Raw genomic sequence first — 16,387 nt, 5'->3', positions numbered from 1 at the left:
CCTTTCGTCGTGCGCCTGGGGGCGGTGGTGCCGGTGAAATGTGGGTGACCGATGCGCCGCATCAGCCGCGGCCGCCGAGCAGCAGGTAGAGCACGGCCATCCGGACGCTTACCCCGTTGGCGACCTGTTCCACGATCGTGGAGCGGGGCGAGTCGGCGACCTCGGCGGAGATTTCCATGCCCCGGTTCATCGGTCCGGGGTGCATCACGATGGCGTGTTCGGGCAGCCGGCGCAGCCGGGCCCCGTCCAGGCCGTACCGGCGGGCGTACTCACGGGCGGACGGGAAGTAGGAGTCGGCCATCCGCTCGTGCTGCACCCGCAGCATCATCACCACGTCGGCGGTGGGCAGCACGGCGTCGAGGTCGTAGCCGACCCCGACGCCGGGGGCGAGCGCGGTGGCGATGTCGACCGGGATCAGCGGCGGCGGCCCGACCAGGGTCACCTTGGCGCCGAGGGTGGTCAGCAGCAGGACGTTGGACCGGGCCACCCGGCTGTGCAGCACGTCGCCGACGATCACCACGTGCAGGCCGGCGAGCCGGCCCAGCCGGGCCCGCATGGTGTACGCGTCGAGCAGTGCCTGGGTGGGATGCTCGTGGGTGCCGTCGCCAGCGTTGACCACCGACCCGTCCACCCAGTTGGCCAGCCGGTGCGGGGCACCGGAGGCGGGGTGGCGGATCACCACCGCGTCGGCCCCCATCGCCTGCAGGGTGAGCGCGGTGTCCTTGAGGCTCTCGCCCTTGGAGACACTGGAGCCCTTGGCCGAGAAGTTGATCACGTCGGCGGAGAGCCGTTTGGCGGCCGCCTCGAACGAGATCCGGGTCCGGGTGGAGTCTTCGTAGAACAGGTTCACCACGGTGCGCCCCCGAAGGGTGGGCAGCTTCTTCACCTCGCGGCCGGCCAGCGAGGCGAGTTCGACCGCGGTGTCCAGGATCCGGGTGGCGTCCGCCGCGTCCAGATCGGCGCCGGACAGCAGGTGCCTGATCATCGCTGGTCCCTCCCCCGCTGCGGGCCGTCCGCCGCCTGGGCCGCGCCGGGGGAACTGAACAGCCGTACCTCGTCGGTGTCGTCGGTCTCGGCGAGCAGCACCTTGACGTTCTCGGTGAGCGCGGTGGGGATGTTCTTGCCGACGTAGTCGGCGCGGATCGGCAGCTCCCGGTGGCCCCGGTCGACCAGCACCGCCAACTGCACCGAACTGGGCCGGCCGAGGTCGCTGATCGCGTCCAACGCCGCCCGTACGGTCCGACCCGAGTAGAGGACGTCGTCGACCAGGATGACCCGCTGGCCGTCGATGCCACCGGCGGGCAGTTCGGTGGGCCCGACCGCGCGGGTGGCCTTCAACCGGAGATCGTCCCGGTAGAGGGTGATGTCGAGCACACCGACCGGGACGGCGACCCCTTCGAAGGTACGGATCCGGTCGGCGAGACGGCGGGCGAGCGGCACGCCCCGGGTGGGAATTCCGAGCAGTACGGTGCGTTGCGCCCCGTTGGTCTTTTCCAGCACCTGATGGGCGATCCGGTCCACGACGCGTTGAATGTCGGCGCTGGTCAGGATGCTCTTAACAGACGGTGGCATCGTCGCCGATGATTGGGTGGCCGACGGGTAGGCCACAGCGGACCCCCTTCCCCGCCTCACGGGACGGGTCGTTAAAGGACGTCTTGGGTGCCGCCGGCCAGCACCCGGCTGGTCAGCGGTCACGCCGAACGTTACCAGCGTCCCGTTGCCGAGCCGATGTGGGGCGCTGAGTGTCGCATCAGTAAGACGAAATTTGGGGCAAGTCGTCACGATCTTGTTCACTGGTAGCTATTCACCACTTGACCGCGCTTGCGAACCGCCGTACCGTCACGCTCCGTAGCGATCGCTGGGGAAAGCCCCGGGCAAAGCACTGGGAGAGTCCGTATGCCCTCTGAGTACGCCAAGTCGTTGGGCGCCCGCCTGCGCTCCATCCGTCAGCAGCAGGGGCTGTCCCTGCAGGGGGTGGAGGAGAAGTCGAACGGGCGTTGGAAGGCTGTCGTCGTCGGTTCCTACGAGCGTGGGGACCGGGCAGTCACCGTCTCCCGCCTCGCCGAACTGGCTGACTTCTACCGGGTACCCGTGTCGGAACTGCTGCCGGACGGCAGTGGGGTACGTCACGAACCCACCAGCAAGATCGTCCTGGACCTGGAGCGGCTGTACGACGAGGTCGGCGAGGACCTCGCCTACGTCGCCCGGTACGCCCGGGCGATCCAGCAGCAGCGCGGTGACTACAACGGTCGGGTGTTGTCCATCCGCGCCGACGACCTGCGGGCGCTGGCGATCGTGTACGACTCGTCGCCGTCCGGCCTCATCGAGCGGCTGAACGAGCACGGCGTACTGGTCGCCGACCCGCGGGCGTTCTTCGCCTCCTGACGGCTGCGCACCCAACCGCCGACGGGCCCGATCCAGCTGGATCGGGCCCGTCGGCGGTGTCGCGTGGCACCGGCGGTCGTGGCGGTGCCCGCCGTGGCGGCGGGAGCCGCTAGTGCGGGGTGTACTCGGCGATCCGGTCCAGCAGACCGTTGAGGAACCGCGGCGAATCGTCAGTTGACATCTGCCGGGCCAGCTCGACCGCCTCGGTGATGGCCACCGGGTCGTCGATCTCGTCGACGTAGAGCAACTCGTAGACGGCGATCCGGGCCAGGTTGCGGTCGACCACCGGCATCCGGTCCAGCGTCCACCCCTCGGCGTAGCTGCCGATCAGCTCGTCGATCCGGTCCCGGTGGGCCGCCACCCCCTCGACCAGACCGACCGCGTAGTCGAGATGCTCCGGACGCGGGGACAGCCGGGCCAGGTAACCGACCAGCACCTGCGCCGGCGGCAGATCGCGCATGTCCGCCTCGTAGAGCACGTCCAGGGCCCGTTTACGCGCCTTACGGCGCGCCGGCATCGAGGTCTTCGGCCCCTCGGCCATCAGGCTCGGCCGAGGTAGCGGCCGTCGCGGGTGTCGACCTTGATCTTCTCGCCGGTGGTGACGAACAACGGCACCTGAACGGTGGCGCCCGTCTCCATCGTGGCCGGCTTGTTGCCGCCGGTCGACCGGTCACCCTGCAGGCCCGGCTCGGTGTAGGTGACCTCGAGGACCACGCTGGTCGGCAGCTCGACGTACAGCGGCACCCCTTCGTGGGTCGCCACGATCGCCTCGGCCTCGGGCAGCAGGTAGTTGGCTGCCTCGCCGACCGTGCCGCCGGGCACCATGATCTGGTCGAAGGTCTCCAGATCCATGAAGACGTAGTCCTCGCCGTCGGCGTACAGGTACTGCATGGTCCGCTTGTCGACGGTCGCGGTGTCGACCTTGGTGCCCGCGTTGAAGGTCTTGTCGACCACCTTGCCGGAGAGCACGTTCTTCAGGGTGGTGCGCACGAAAGCGCCGCCCTTGCCGGGCTTGACGTGCTGGAACTCCACGACGGCCCACAGCTCGCCGTCGAGGTTGAGAACCAGCCCGTTCTTCAGGTCGTTGGTGGTCGCCATTTCCTGCCTTGATCATCAATGTGCGGACGGATCTGCCAAGTCTATCGGGCCGGACCCGGCTCAGCCGGGACGGCCCGTGGCCAACCGGGCGACGTGCAGCAGCGCCAGCCGGTAGCCGTCCACCCCGAGCCCGCAGATCACCCCGGTGGCGACCGCCGACACCACCGAGTGGTGCCGGAACTGCTCGCGGGCGTGGATGTTGGAGATGTGCACCTCGACGAGCGGTCCGCGTAGCAGCGCGCAGGCGTCCCGGACCGCGTACGAGTAGTGCGACCAGGCACCCGGATTGAGCACCACGGCGGCCTCGGCGTCGGCCGCCGCGTGCAGCCAGCTGAGCATCTCGTGCTCGGCGTCGGTCTGGCGCACCTCGACGTCGAGCCCGGCGTCCCGGCCCACCTGCTCACACATCGCCACCAGGTCGGCGTAGCTGGTCAGCCCGTACACGTCGACCTGACGGCTGCCCAGCCGGCCCAGGTTCGGGCCGTTCAACACGTACGTCCGCACGCCCCGCCACCTCCCGTCACGCCGCCACCTCCCGTCACGCCGCCACCTGCCGGTACGCCTCGGCGAGCAACGTGTCAGCCGGGCCGTCGAGGATTCCCGGCCGGGCCAGCGCGTCGAGCACCACCAACCGCAGCCGGCTGCCCCGGGCCTTCTTGTCCACCCGCATCGTGGCCAGCAGCTCCGGCCACGCCTCGGCCCGGTAGCTGGTGGGCAGCCCCAGGGCGGCGAGCACCGACGCGTGCCGGTCGGCGACCGTCGCGTCGAGCCGGCCGGCCAGCCGGGCCAGGGTCGCCGCGTAGACCAGGCCGACCGACACCGCATGCCCGTGGCGCCAGCGGTAGCCTTCTACCTTCTCAATCGCGTGGGCCAGGGTGTGCCCGTAGTTGAGCACCTCACGCAGCCCCGACTCGCGCAGGTCGTCACCGACCACGTCGGCCTTGACCCGCACGGCGCGCTCGATCAGCTCCCGCACCTGCGGCCCGGTCGGGTCGGCGGCCGCCGCCGGATCGGCCTCGATCAGCTCCAGGATCGCCGGATCGGCGATGAACCCGCACTTGACCACCTCGGCCAGCCCGGCGACCAGGTCGACCGGCGGAAGGCTGGCCAGCAGATCCAGGTCGGCCAGCACCCCGGCCGGCGGGTGGAATGCGCCCACCAGGTTCTTGCCAGCCGCCGTGTTGATCCCGGTCTTGCCGCCCACCGCCGCGTCGACCATGCCGAGCAGGCTGGTCGCCACCGGCACCCAGCGGACCCCGCGCAGCCAGCAGGCGGCCACGAAACCCGCCAGGTCGGTCACCGCGCCGCCGCCGACCCCGACCACCGCGTCGGTACGGGTGAAGCCGGCCGTGCCCAGCTCCGCCCAGGCCCGCCCGGCGACCTCGAGAGACTTGCCGGCCTCGGCGTCCGGCACCTCGACCAGCAACGGTTTGACCCCGGCCGCGGCGCAGCCGGCGGCGATCCGGTCGGCCTGGCCCTGCAGCGGAGGCGCGTGCAGCACCGCCACCCGGTCCGCGCCGGGCAGCAGGTCGGGCAGCGTGTCGAGCAGCCCCCGACCGACCAGTACGTCGTAGGGTCGGTCGCCGGGCACCGGGATGCAGGTCGTCGAGTTCATCGGCGCCGAGCCTAGTACCCGGGCCGGTCGGCCGGTGTGCGCAGCAGGGTGGCGATCTCCTCGGCGACCTGTTCCGGGGTACGGCCGTCGGTCGCCACCCGGTGCGTGGCCACCTGCTCGTAGAGGGGGCGACGCTGCTCGAGCAGGTGTCGCAGCGTGGCCCGCGGGTTGATCGCCAGCAGCGGTCGGCCGGCGTCGAGGCCGACCCGGCGGACCGCGTCGGCCAGCTCGACGCCGAGGTGGACCACGGTGTGCCCGGCGAGCGCGGCCCGGGTCTCGTCGGCCAGCACCGCACCGCCGCCGAGCGCGAGCACGCCGTCGAAGCCGCCCAGTGCCGCCTGGACAGCCGCCCGTTCCAGGGCCCGGAAATGCTCTTCGCCGTCGTCGACGAAAATCTCCGGGATCGGCTTGCCGGCCGCCGCCACGATGTCGGTGTCGGTGTCGCGGAACTCGCAGCCGAGCAGCCCGGCCAGCGCCGTACCGGTGCTGGTCTTGCCCGCACCGGGTGCACCGACCAGTACGCAGACCGGGGCCATCAGCAGATCACCGGAGCCATCAGCGGATCACCAGGTGGTCCAGGTACCCGGCGACGTTGCGGCGGATCTCGGCGACCGAGTCACCGCCGAACTTCTCGGTGGCCGCCTCGGCCAGCACCAGCGCCACCATCGCCTCGGCCACCACCGCGGCGGCCGGCACCGCGCAGACGTCGGACCGCTGGTTGATCGCGGTCGCCGGCTCCCCGGTGACGACGTCGACGGTCGACAGCGCCCGGTTCAACGAGGAGATCGGCTTCATCGCGGCCCGTACCCGCAGCGGCTCGCCGGTGGTGATGCCGCCCTCCAGTCCGCCGGCCCGGTCGGTCACCCGGCGCACCCCGGCCGCGGTGGGGATGATCTCGTCGTGCGCGACCGAGCCCCGCGACCGGGCCTGCTGCCAGGCGTCGCCGATCTCCACACCCTTGACCGCCTGGATCGACAGCACCGCGGCGGCCAGCCGGGCGTCGAGCTTGCGGTCCCACTGCACGTGGCTGCCCAGCCCTGGCGGTACGCCGTAGGCGAGTACCTCGACGATGCCGCCGAGGGTGTCGGCGTCGGCCTTGGCCGCGTCCACTTCGGCGACCATCCGGGCGCTCGCCTCGGGGTCGAGGCAGCGCAGCGGGTCGGCGTCGACCCGCTCGGCGTCCTCCGGGCGGGGCTGCAGCCCGGGTTTGGCGGCCACCGAACCGAGTTCGACCACGTGCGACACGATCTCGATGCCCAGTGCCTGCCGGCACAGCGCCCGGGCGACTGTGCCGACGGCGACCCGGGCGGCGGTCTCCCGGGCGCTGGCCCGCTCCAGGATCGGCCGGGCGTCGGTGTGGCCGTACTTCTGCATCCCGGCCAGGTCGGCGTGCCCCGGTCGGGGCCGGGTCAACGGAGCGTTGCGGGCCTGCCCGGCCAACTCGTCCGGGTCGACCGGGTCGGCCGCCATCACGGTGCGCCACTTCGGCCACTCCGAGTTGCCCACCCGGATCGCGACCGGGCTGCCCAGCGTCACCCCGTGCCGCAGGCCGCCGACGATCTCGATCTCGTCCTGCTCGAAACTCATCCGGGCGCCCCGGCCGTAGCCGAGCCGGCGCCGGGCCAGCTCGCGGCCGATCTCGGCACTGGTCACCTCGACGCCGGCGGGGACGCCTTCGAGGAGTGCGACCAGCGCGGGGCCATGGGATTCACCTGCGGTCAGCCAACGCAACACGTCGGAAAGTGTGGCACGGCGTGGTCGGGGCCCGGTGACCCACGTCGCCCGCGTCCCGCCCTCCGGACACCACCGGAGCTGACCTAACGTACGGTTGGTCGGGTCTCGGGGGGGTGGGTTCGTGCCGTACGACATCCGCCGCCGACCAGCGGTGCTGCTCATCCTGCTCGGCGCGGTCACCGCGGTGGGGCCGCTGTCGATCGACATGTACCTGCCGGCGTTCCCGGCGATCAGCGACGACCTCGCCGCCACCCCGGCCCGGGTGCAGCTGTCGCTGACCGCGTGCCTGATCGGCGTCGCGTTCGGCCAACTGGTCGGCGGGCCGGTGAGCGACCGGTGGGGGCGGCGGCGTCCGGCGCTGGCCGGCACCACCGGTTACGTCGTCGTCTCTCTGGCCTGCGCGCTGGCCCCGAACGCCGAGGCACTGGCCGGGTTGCGGCTGCTCCAGGGCTTCGCCGGCGGGGTGGGGGTGGTCGTCGCCCGTGCGGTGGTGCGCGACCTCTACTCCGGTGCCGACGCGGCCCGGTTCTTCTCCCGCCTGCTGATCATCTTCGGGGTGGCACCGATCGCCGCGCCGGTGCTCGGCGCGGCGGTGCTGCGGGTGGCCTCCTGGCGGGGGATCTTCGTCGCCCTCGCGGTGGTCACCGCGCTGCTCACCGTCGTCATGGCCCGCTGGCTGCCGGAGACCCTGCCGCAGGAGCGCCGCAACCCGGACGGTCTGGCCGGCGCCGCCCGCGCGGCCCGGCTGGTGCTCACCGACCGAGCGTTCGTCGGGTACGCGTCGACCCAGGGTCTGGCGTTCGCCGGCATGTTCGCCTACATCTCCGGATCGCCGTACGTGCTGCAGGACGGGTTCGGGCTGTCGCCGACCATGTTCAGCCTGGTGTTCGGGGCCAACGCGGTCGGACTGATCGTGCTCGGGCAGGTCAACGCCCGGCTGGTCGGCCGGTACCGGACCCGGCCATTGTTCGTCGGCGCGTTGACCGCCGGAGCCGGCGCTGCGGCGCTGCTGGTGGCCGGCGCGACCACCGGTCAGCTGTGGCTGATCCTGCCGGCGCTGGCCGGCTACGTCGCCACGATCGGGATGCTGATGCCGAACGGGACGGCGCTGGCTCTGGAGGAGCACGCCCGGCACGCCGGCACCGCCGCCGCGCTGCTCGGCGCGGTCCAGTCCGGGATCGCCTCGCTGGCCGCGCCGCTGGTCGGGCTGGCCGGCACGGTCAGCGCCACCCCGATGGCGCTGATCATCCTCGGCGCGGCCGGGCTGTCACTGCTCGCCGTGTCGACGCTGACCCGTGACCGGGCCCGCTGAGCGCGCCAGCTCGGCCGACCGCGCTGCGGACAGCGCGGCCCGCATCGCCGGCACCGGGGCGGCGACCCCGGTGAACTGTTCGAACTGCCCGACCGCCTGGGCCAGCAACAGGTCCAGGCCGGAGACCACCCGGCAGCCGGCGGCCGCCGCCGCCGAGGCCAACGGCGTCGGCCAGGGATCGTAGATCGCGTCGAAGCACACCGTGCCGGATGCCCACGGCAGTTGGTCGGCATACGGGTCGGCGGCCCCCTTCGGCAGCGTCGACACCAGCACGTCGGTACCGGCCGCCACCGTCGCGGTGGCCGCCAGGTCGGCACCGGTCATCGACACGCCGAGCGCGCCGGCGACCGGAGTCAGCTCGTCGACCGCCGCCGGTCGTCGGGCCGCCACGGTGACCGAGGCGGCGGCCAGCGCGGCGGCGGCCGCCAACGCGGCCCGGGCGGTGCCGCCGGCGCCGAGCACGGTGAACCGGGCACCGGTGCCGACCCCGGCGTCGCGCAGCACCGCGACCATCCCCGCCACGTCGGTGTTGTCGGCGAACCAGCTGCCGTCGGCCCGGCGTACCAGGGTGTTGGCCGCCCCGACCGCGGTGGCCACCGACGAGGCCCGCCCGGCCAGGGCGAGCGCCGCCTCCTTCAACGGCATGGTGACCGACAGCCCGGCCCACTCCGGGCCGAGGCCGGCGACCAGGCCCGCCAGCTGCGCCTCGGCGCATTCGATTGCGGTGTAGCTCCAGCCGGTCAGCCCGGCGGCCTGGTAGCCGGCGTTGTGGATCACCGGCGACAGTGAGTGCCCGATCGGCATGCCGAGCACTGCGGCCCGCCGCCGGACGGCGGTGGACGGTCGGGGGGCGGACACCTCAGAGGATGCCGTTCTGCTCGGCGATCTCGATGTTCTGGTTGTGCTGTTCGAGGGTCTCGGCGAACGCCGAACGGCCCTCCTTGTCGATCGCCACGAAGTAGACCCAGTCCTCGTCCGGCGGGTTGATCGACCCTTCCAGGGCGGCCTTGCCCGGGTTGTTGATCGGCGTGGGCGGCAGCCCGCTGTGCGCGTGGGTGCTGTACGGATTGCTCTCGTCGTACAGCTCCTCGCGGGTCATGTCCTTGGACGCCTTGGTCTCCTGGCCGGTCAGCTCCCAGTAGTAGTTGACCGTCACATCGAACTGCAGGCAGCTGCACGGGAAGGTCTCGCTGTACACCCGGTTGTACGCCACCCGGGAGACCTTGGCGAGGTCCTCGGCGATGCCGGCCTCGGCCTGGGCCAGCGACGCGACGATCAACGCCTCGTACGGGCTGATCCCGCCGCGTTCGGCCTGTACCCGGTCGGCGTACTCCATCTCGCCGGTGACGGTCAGGAACCGGTTGACCATCACCCGGAGGATCTCCGGGGCGGTGACGTCGGGATCGAAGTCGTAGGTGTCCGGGAAGAGGAACCCTTCGGCGGAGACCGTCACCTCCTCCCCGTCGGTACGGGTCATCCACCACTCGGGCACGCCCAGGGCCAACGGGTCCTCGGCGGCGGTGGCGAACTCCTCCGCCGGGATGTCCGTCGACTCGGCCAGCAGCTGGTAGATCTGCTTGGCGGTACGGCCCTCCGGGATGGTCACCCGGTTGGAGACCTTGTTCTCCAGGTCGAGCAGCAGGCCGAGCGCGGTCGCCGCGCTCATCTCCAGGCGCAGCGTGTAGAAGCCCGGCTGGATGTTCTGGCTGCGGGAGTTGTCCCGGGCCTCGTTGACGAACGCCTTGGTGCTCTTGACCACGCCGGCCTCGACGAGGGTGTTGCCGATGTCGGTGGCGGTGTCGCCGGCCCGGACCTGGACCACCACCTCACCGGTGCCGCCGCCGTCGTAGTCCGGGGTCGCGAAGTAGCCCTGTACCCGGTCGAAGCCGTACCAGACGCCGCCGCCGAGCACGCCGAGCAGCAGCACGGTGACCAGCAGCGCGGCGGCGGTCTTGCCCCGGCCGCCACCGCCGGACGACTTCTTGCGCCGCGCGCCCCGACGGTGCCGGCCCTTGTCGGCCCGGTCCTCGAAGGCGAGGTCCAGTTCGTCGATCATCACTTCTGCCTCCGCTGCGCGTCCAGCCAGCTCTGCAGGATCTCCACGGCGGCCGCCTGGTCGACCACCGCCCGTTGGCGTCGTCCTCGGACGCCCCGCTCGGACAGCCTACGGCTAGCGACCACCGTCGACATCCTTTCGTCGGTCGTCAGGACTGAAATCGGCGATACCGCCACTTCGAGTAACCGTACGTATGCGCTGACCGCGTCGGCGGCCGGTCCGTGGCGACCGGCAAGGTTCACCGGCAGACCGACAATAACCACACTGACCTCGTACTCATGGACTATCTGGACAATTTTCGCGATGTCCGTAGGCATGTCGGCCGGTGTCGTCGCGCCGCCGGTCGACAGGTCCCGCCGCACCGTCAGCAACGGGGTGGCGAGTATGCCGTCCGGGTCGCTGATCGCCAGACCGACCCGGACCTGCCCCACGTCGACACCGAGCCGGCGCCCACGGACGAATCCGCTCACCTCGTACCGCTCATCTCAGGCCGTCTCGGCGATCGCCTTTTCGACCGCGACCAGCAGGTTCGCCGCCTCGGCCGCCGGCAGCCCGCCGCCCTGCGCCAGGTCGGCGTTGCCGCCACCCCGGCCGTGCAGCGCGCCCTTGACCAGGTCGGCGGCCGACACCCCGCGTGACTTGCCGGCCGCGTTGACCGCCACCACCAGGGCCGCCTTGCCGTTGGCCCGGGCCGTCACCGCGACCACCGCCGGCCGGGCCGGGTCGATCTTGCCCCGGATCTCCTGCGCCAAGGTCCGTACGTCGTTGCCGGCCGCGCCCTCGGGCGCCTCGGTGCCGACGTAGGCGACCCCGCGCACGTCACGCGCCTGGCCGGCGATCGCCGCCGCGCCGCCGAGCACCAGCTGCGCGCGCAGCTTCTCCAGCTCCTTCTCCGCGTCGCGCAGCTGGGTGACGGTCTGCTGGACCCGGTCCGCGACCTGGTCGGCCGGCACCCGGTACAGCTCGGCGAGCCGCGCCACCAGCAGGTGCTCGCGGGCCAGGAAGTTGAACGCGTCGATGCCGACCAGCGCCTCCACCCGGCGCACGCCGGAGCCGATCGACGACTCGGAGAGGATCTTCACCACACCGAGCTGACCGGAGCGGGTCACATGCGTGCCACCGCACAGCTCCCGGGCGTAGTCACCGACCTCGACCACCCGGACCTCGTCGCCGTACTTCTCCCCGAACAGCGCCATCGCGCCCAGCCGGCGCGCCTCCTCCTGGGAGGTGATGAACGCGTTCACCTCCAGGTCGCGCAGCAGCACCTCGTTGACCTGCTGCTCGATGTCGTGCAGCACCGACGGCGCGACCGCGCCGGGAGTGTTGAAGTCGAACCGCAGCCGGCCCGGCGCGTTCAGCGACCCCGCCTGGGTCGCCGACTCGCCGAGAAAGTTGCGCATCGTCTGGTGCACCAGATGCGTCGCGGTGTGCGACCGGGAAATCGCCCGCCGCCGTGGGATGTCGATCTCGGCGTAGCCGGACTCCCCGGCGCGCAGCTCGCCGCTGACCACCCGGGCCCGGTGCACGATCAGGCCCGGCACCGGCTGCTGCACGTCGAAGATCTCCACCCGGCCGGCGCCGACGGTGAGCAGGCCGGTGTCCGGCTGCTGGCCGCCGCCCTCGGCGTAGAACGGGGTGCTGTCCAGTACCAGCTCCACGACGTCGCCCTCACCGGCCGCGGGCAGTGCCGCACCGCCGGCGCCGAGCAGCGCCCGGACCCGCGACTCGCGGGACACCTCCGCGTAGCCGGTGAACTCCACCGGCCCGCCGCTGTCCAGCACCCCGCGGTACGCGGACATGTCGACGTGCCCGGTCTTGCGGGCCTGCGCGTCCGCCTTCGCCCGGGCCCGCTGCTCGGACATCAGCCGGCGGAAACCGTCCTGGTCGACCGAGAGCCCCTGCTCGGCGGCGATCTCCAGGGTGAGGTCGATCGGGAACCCGTAGGTGTCGTGCAGCTGGAAGGCCTGGTCGCCGGAGAGTTTGCCGCCGCCGGCCGACCTGGTCTGGGCGATCGCCGTGTCCAGGATCGTGGTACCGGCGCGCAGCGTGGACAGGAAGGCGTCCTCCTCGGCGTACGCGTACGAGGAGATCCGCTCGAAGTCGGCGGCCAGCTCGGGGTACGACGGCGCCATGCAGTCCCGGGCCACCGGCAGCAGCTCCGGCAGAGCGCGATCCTGCCAGCCGAGCAGTCGTACCGAGCGGATCGCCCGACGCATGATCCGGCGCAGCACGTAGCCGCGGCCCTCGTTGGACGGGGTCACCCCGTCGCCGATCAGCATCAACGCGGTCCGCACGTGGTCGGCGATCACCCGCAGCCGTACGTCGTCGGGGTGCGACTCGCTCGCCGCCTGGCCGGAGCCCGCGCCGTAGCGCTTACCGGTCAGCTCGGCCGCCCGGTCCAGGATCGGACGTACCTCGTCGATCTCGTAGAGGTTGTCCACCCCCTGCAGGATCGACGCGATCCGCTCCAGGCCCATGCCGGTGTCGATGTTCTTCTTCGGCAGGTCGCCGACGATGTCGAAGACCTCTTTGCTCTGTACGTTGGTGATCTCGTACTGCATGAAGACGAGATTCCAGAACTCCAGGAAGCGGTCCTCGTCGACCTCCGGCCCGCCGTCCGGCCCGTACGCCGGACCCCGGTCGTAGTACAGCTCCGAGCACGGCCCGGCCGGCCCGGGGATGCCCATCGACCAGAAGTTGTCCTTGTTGCCCCGGCGCACGATCCGCGCCGCCGGCACGCCGGTACGCCGCCAGATGTCGGCCGCCTCGTCGTCGTCGAGGTAGACGGTGACCCAGATCCGCTCCGGGTCCATGCCGAACCCACCCTGCTCCACCGGTTTGGTGGACAGGTCCCAGGCCAGTGGGATCGCGCCTTCCTTGAAGTAGTCGCCGAACGAGAAGTTGCCGTTCATCTGGAAGAAGGTGCCGTGCCGCGACGTCTTGCCGACCTCGTCGATGTCCGGGGTACGGATGCACTTCTGCACGCTCGTCGCCCGCTGGTACGGCGGGGTCCGCTGACCGAGGAAGTACGGCACGAACTGCACCATGCCCGCGTTGATGAACAGCAGGTTCGGGTCATCGATCGCGGGCAGCGGAGCTGACGGCACCACGGCATGGCCGTTGGCCTCGAAGTGCGCGAGGAACCGCCGCTTGATCTCCGCCGTTTTCACCGAACGTCCTCCTGGGGGAATATCTCCACGTCACCGACGCTCGGGGCGCCCCGCAGGTCGGCGAACTGGTCGTCGAACGCCACGCCCTCAGCGAACGCGGCCTGGATCTGCTGCTCGCGCTCTGCCATGCCCTCACGCACGTCCTCCACGAAGGTACGGACCGACTCGACGAGACCACCAGCGGATTCCGACAGCGAGGAGGCGATCCCGGACGGTGTGTAGGACTGGGCGGTCCGGGCCAGTTTGCGGACCACCACCGCCCCGACGGCGATGCCGACACCGAGCCAGAGCAGGCGTTTCATGACGGCGTCCTCCCGGTCATCCGGCGTTGCGCCGGGCTGCCCGGCGCCGCTGCTTGAGTTCCGCCCGTACGTCGCGCTCCTGCTCGGCGTGCCGACGGGCGGACGCGGCGCGCCGGACGCCGTACCCGAAGGCGGCGACCTTGACCAGCGGGTTGGCCGCCGCCGCCGAGACGACGGTGGCGAGGTTCGCCACGTTGGCGGTGACGTTCTGCGCGTGACCGGTCATCGTGTCGATCTTGGCGAGCTGGATGTTGACGCCGTCCAGCGTGGTGTGCACCTGCCCGAGCGCGGTGTTGACGTTCTCCATCGAGGTGTTGACCTGGCCGAGCAGTGGACCGGTGCGGTCGTTCAGGTCGTTGATCGCCCTTGTCGCCGCGTCCACGGTGTGCCGCAGCCGCAGGATCGGCACCGCGAGCACCAGCACGAGCATCAGGAACGCTCCGGCCGCCACCAGCGCCGCGATCTGTCCACCGTCCATGCCTGTGTCCTCCTCTGTCACGACGCCTCGCCGCCGCTGCTCACCTGACGGCGGTCAGCGCGCGCCGCACCACCGTGCAGACCCTACCGTCAGTGATGGTCGTCCGCTCACGACGGTTCGACCTCCAGGTCCAGCAGCGGGTCGTCGGTGAAGACCGGATCCGGATCCTCACCGGTGAGCGACGGATCGGTGCTCGGCTGTGGCTTCATCCGGTCGTCACCGATCGCGTTGCGTACCTTGATCGACACGACCGAACCGGTGCAGGTCTCGGCCTCGGTGACCGGCGGTGCGTCGGCCGATTCCCCGTCGGTCGACCCACCGTCGGTCGACTCGCCGGATGGCGGCTCCACCGTCGGCCGCTGCAGTAGCAGGTCGTCCGAGCAGGCCGGCGGCCGGACCCACAGGTCGAGGGTGAGTTCGTCGCGGGTCCAGCAGTTGTACTGGCCTTCGACCGGCTGGGACGGGCACAGCTCAGCGTCCCACGGCAGCCACCCGGCCTCGGTCAACGCCGCGGTGTAGACCTGGGCGGTCTCCTCGGTACCGCGTTCGGAGGTCATCGTCCGCTCGCGGAACCGGCAGTCGATGAGGCACCAACGGCTCCCGCTGACCGCGTCGGTACGCTCCTGCGCCGCCCACTCGGGCACGTCGAGTCGGTCAAGGGAGTTGAAGACCGGGTCGCGGGTCGCCGCCCGAATGCCGAAGTAGAGCGGGAGGGCGGCCAGCACCACGACGGCGACCATGATCAGGGCCATCGCCCGCAGCCGACGCTGCTGCAGGTTCGGGCCACCCTGCTCGGAACCCGACTGGTCGGCACCGGACTCCTCAGGGCCGGAGTGCTCGGATCCCGACCGGTCAGGGCTATACGGCCCGGACCGGACCGGTGAGCCACCCCCACCGGACACCGGGGCGACCCCTCCCGGGACCGGCGCGGCTCCCGGGACCGGCGCGGCTCCGCCGGACACCGGGGCGAGTCCGCTCGGCGGCACCGGCCCACCCGGCCGCACCGGCACCGACGCCGACCGCGCCACCGTCGCCCCGGCGCCGGAGACCGGGCGGGGCGGGGCGGGCGTCGGCCGATCGTGGTGCGGCGGTGCGGCGGCACCGGCAGGTCCGCCGGACACCGGCCGGCCAGGTGCCGGCGCGCCGGGCATCGTCGCGACGCCACCGGGCCCGGGTTGAGCTGGTCGGCCGGGGTGGCTTGGGCGGCCGAAGGTGCCGGCCTCGTTGGGACGGCCCGGCGGGTCGGATCGACCCGGCTGGCCGGGGCGGATCGGACCGGTGGCGTACGGGTCCCGTCGATCGGTGGCCGGCGGCCCGGTCACCGGTGGCCGCGGCCCGCCACCGGCACCGGTCGGCACCGGCCCGGCTGCCGGGACCGTCGCCCGGCCGGGACCAGGGCGGGTGGCGGTCGGCGGGCCGGCCGGATGGACTGGCGGCGGTCCTGCCGGGCGGGTTCCCGGACGGGGCGGCTGGTCGGTGCCCGGGTCAGGCTGCGGACCACGGGCCGGTGGCACGGCACCGCCCGGCCCAGGGACCACGGGAGCGGCCAGGGGGCCGCCGGGGCCACCCCGGGATGGCTGGCCGGGGATCGGCGCGGACCGCGCCGGGCGAGGCCCGCCCGAGGTCGGCCGGGCCGGCTCGAACGGCTGGCCGGCCGAGGCATGCCGGCCGGCCGACGGCCGCGATGGTGCCGGGCCGTCCCCCTGCCGGGTCTGACCCGCCCGGTCCGCCCCGGCGGCCGGGCCACGTTGCGGCGTCTCCGGGCGGCGCTCCCAGCCGTCGCTCTCGTCCGCCGGTTCCGGGGCGCGTCGACGCCCGCCGGACGGCCTGACCGGCGGAATGATCCGGGTCTCGTCGCGCCCATCGGCGCCGGGGCCGGACGTTGGTCGGGTCGGGGTGCCCGGCGCTGGACGGGGCCCGCCGAAGGCGTCGGCGGATGGCCGCTGCGGCGCGGACGGCGGCAACGGCGGTGCGTTGCCCGACTGCGGCACGACCGTGTCCGCCGCTGGCAGGCGTTGCGGTGGCCGCTGGTACCGGCCCGGGGTCGGGCTCGGCCCACCCGAGACCGGGGTCGGGCTCGGCCCACCGGAGACCGGGGTCGGCCCGCCCGGGGCAGGGCTGACGGGTCGGGGTCGGGGTCGGGGTTCGGACGGTTTCGCGCCAGCCGGGGACACCGGCTCGGCCGGCCCTGGACCGGTGCGCGGCTGCGGACCCGGACCCGGCCGCGGGCCGGTACC

Annotated in this window: 17 protein-coding genes; 2 read left to right on the top strand and 15 right to left on the bottom strand. The window is 72.4% G+C overall.

The window, feature by feature from the left end; genetic code table 11:
* Positions 1–61: 61 nt before the first annotated feature.
* Together ACN27J_RS02460 and pyrR are read right to left on the bottom strand one after the other, a co-directional pair.
* The gene (locus ACN27J_RS02460) at positions 62–985 is read right to left on the bottom strand and encodes an aspartate carbamoyltransferase catalytic subunit (protein ID WP_421363073.1); all 924 of its coding nucleotides are present in this window, start codon (positions 983–985) and stop codon (positions 62–64) included.
* Entirely contained in the window at positions 982–1,608 is a 627-nt protein-coding gene (gene pyrR, locus ACN27J_RS02455) for a bifunctional pyr operon transcriptional regulator/uracil phosphoribosyltransferase PyrR (protein WP_421363070.1), read from the bottom strand. Before pyrR ends, ACN27J_RS02460 begins: the two co-directional genes overlap by 4 nt.
* Positions 1,609–1,896: 288 nt before the next feature.
* Between pyrR and ACN27J_RS02450 the strand changes: the two genes are divergently transcribed.
* Complete coding sequence (locus tag ACN27J_RS02450) at positions 1,897–2,385, top strand: transcriptional regulator (RefSeq protein ID WP_123601171.1); 489 nt, start codon at positions 1,897–1,899, stop codon at positions 2,383–2,385.
* A gap of 109 nt (positions 2,386–2,494) precedes the next feature.
* Here the strand turns inward: ACN27J_RS02450 and nusB are convergent, their stop codons facing one another.
* The 6 genes from nusB to aroC are packed head-to-tail and all read right to left on the bottom strand — an operon-like array spanning position 2,495 to position 6,832.
* Positions 2,495–2,902 (bottom strand): transcription antitermination factor NusB, encoded by a 408-nt coding sequence (gene nusB, locus ACN27J_RS02445; protein ID WP_278174470.1) that lies wholly within the window; start codon positions 2,900–2,902, stop codon positions 2,495–2,497.
* Between the two features lie 23 nt (positions 2,903–2,925).
* A complete protein-coding gene (gene efp, locus ACN27J_RS02440) occupies positions 2,926–3,483 on the bottom strand; it encodes an elongation factor P (protein ID WP_123601169.1) in 558 nt (185 codons plus the stop codon).
* Between the two features lie 60 nt (positions 3,484–3,543).
* Positions 3,544–3,987 (bottom strand): type II 3-dehydroquinate dehydratase, encoded by a 444-nt coding sequence (gene aroQ, locus ACN27J_RS02435; protein ID WP_421363065.1) that lies wholly within the window; start codon positions 3,985–3,987, stop codon positions 3,544–3,546.
* A gap of 34 nt (positions 3,988–4,021) precedes the next feature.
* Positions 4,022–5,098, bottom strand: coding sequence for a 3-dehydroquinate synthase (aroB, locus tag ACN27J_RS02430; RefSeq protein WP_421363064.1), 1,077 nt, complete (start codon positions 5,096–5,098; stop codon positions 4,022–4,024).
* A gap of 11 nt (positions 5,099–5,109) precedes the next feature.
* A complete protein-coding gene (locus ACN27J_RS02425) occupies positions 5,110–5,634 on the bottom strand; it encodes a shikimate kinase (RefSeq protein WP_421363061.1) in 525 nt (174 codons plus the stop codon).
* Between the two features lie 19 nt (positions 5,635–5,653).
* Positions 5,654–6,832, bottom strand: coding sequence for a chorismate synthase (gene aroC, locus ACN27J_RS02420; RefSeq protein ID WP_278168661.1), 1,179 nt, complete (start codon positions 6,830–6,832; stop codon positions 5,654–5,656).
* Positions 6,833–6,953: 121 nt separating this feature from the next.
* Here aroC and ACN27J_RS02415 point away from each other — a divergent pair, with 121 nt between their 5' ends.
* Positions 6,954–8,144, top strand: coding sequence for a multidrug effflux MFS transporter (locus tag ACN27J_RS02415; RefSeq protein ID WP_421363058.1), 1,191 nt, complete (start codon positions 6,954–6,956; stop codon positions 8,142–8,144).
* Here the strand turns inward: ACN27J_RS02415 and ACN27J_RS02410 are convergent.
* The 7 genes from ACN27J_RS02410 to ACN27J_RS02380 all read right to left on the bottom strand — a co-directional run bounded on the left by ACN27J_RS02410 (position 8,100) and on the right by ACN27J_RS02380 (position 14,926).
* Complete coding sequence (locus tag ACN27J_RS02410; protein WP_421363056.1) at positions 8,100–9,002, bottom strand: shikimate dehydrogenase; 903 nt, start codon at positions 9,000–9,002, stop codon at positions 8,100–8,102. The genes ACN27J_RS02415 and ACN27J_RS02410 overlap by 45 nt on opposite strands.
* A 1-nt stretch (position 9,003) precedes the next feature.
* On the bottom strand, positions 9,004–10,200 hold the full coding sequence (gene mltG / locus ACN27J_RS02405; RefSeq protein WP_421363053.1) for an endolytic transglycosylase MltG: 1,197 nt from the start codon (positions 10,198–10,200) through the stop codon (positions 9,004–9,006).
* A complete protein-coding gene (ruvX, locus tag ACN27J_RS02400; RefSeq protein ID WP_421363050.1) occupies positions 10,200–10,670 on the bottom strand; it encodes a Holliday junction resolvase RuvX in 471 nt (156 codons plus the stop codon). Before ruvX ends, mltG begins: the two co-directional genes overlap by 1 nt.
* Positions 10,671–10,685: 15 nt before the next feature.
* Positions 10,686–13,370, bottom strand: a complete 2,685-nt coding sequence (alaS, locus tag ACN27J_RS02395; protein WP_421363047.1) for an alanine--tRNA ligase — start codon at positions 13,368–13,370, stop codon at positions 10,686–10,688.
* Entirely contained in the window at positions 13,367–13,672 is a 306-nt protein-coding gene (locus ACN27J_RS02390; RefSeq protein WP_421363045.1) for a hypothetical protein, read from the bottom strand. The genes alaS and ACN27J_RS02390 overlap by 4 nt, the downstream gene beginning before the upstream one ends.
* A gap of 16 nt (positions 13,673–13,688) precedes the next feature.
* A complete protein-coding gene (locus ACN27J_RS02385; protein WP_278168655.1) occupies positions 13,689–14,150 on the bottom strand; it encodes a DUF948 domain-containing protein in 462 nt (153 codons plus the stop codon).
* 107 nt (positions 14,151–14,257) lie between these two features.
* Positions 14,258–14,926: a hypothetical protein gene (locus ACN27J_RS02380; protein WP_421372080.1), complete on the bottom strand. Its 669-nt coding sequence runs from the start codon at positions 14,924–14,926 to the stop codon at positions 14,258–14,260.
* Positions 14,927–16,387: the final 1,461 nt, after the last annotated feature.

Origin of the sequence: Solwaraspora sp. WMMB762, assembly GCF_049179115.1 — a bacterium.
GTDB lineage: Bacteria > Actinomycetota > Actinomycetes > Mycobacteriales > Micromonosporaceae > Micromonospora_E.
This window is presented reverse-complemented; position numbering and strand designations above follow the sequence as displayed.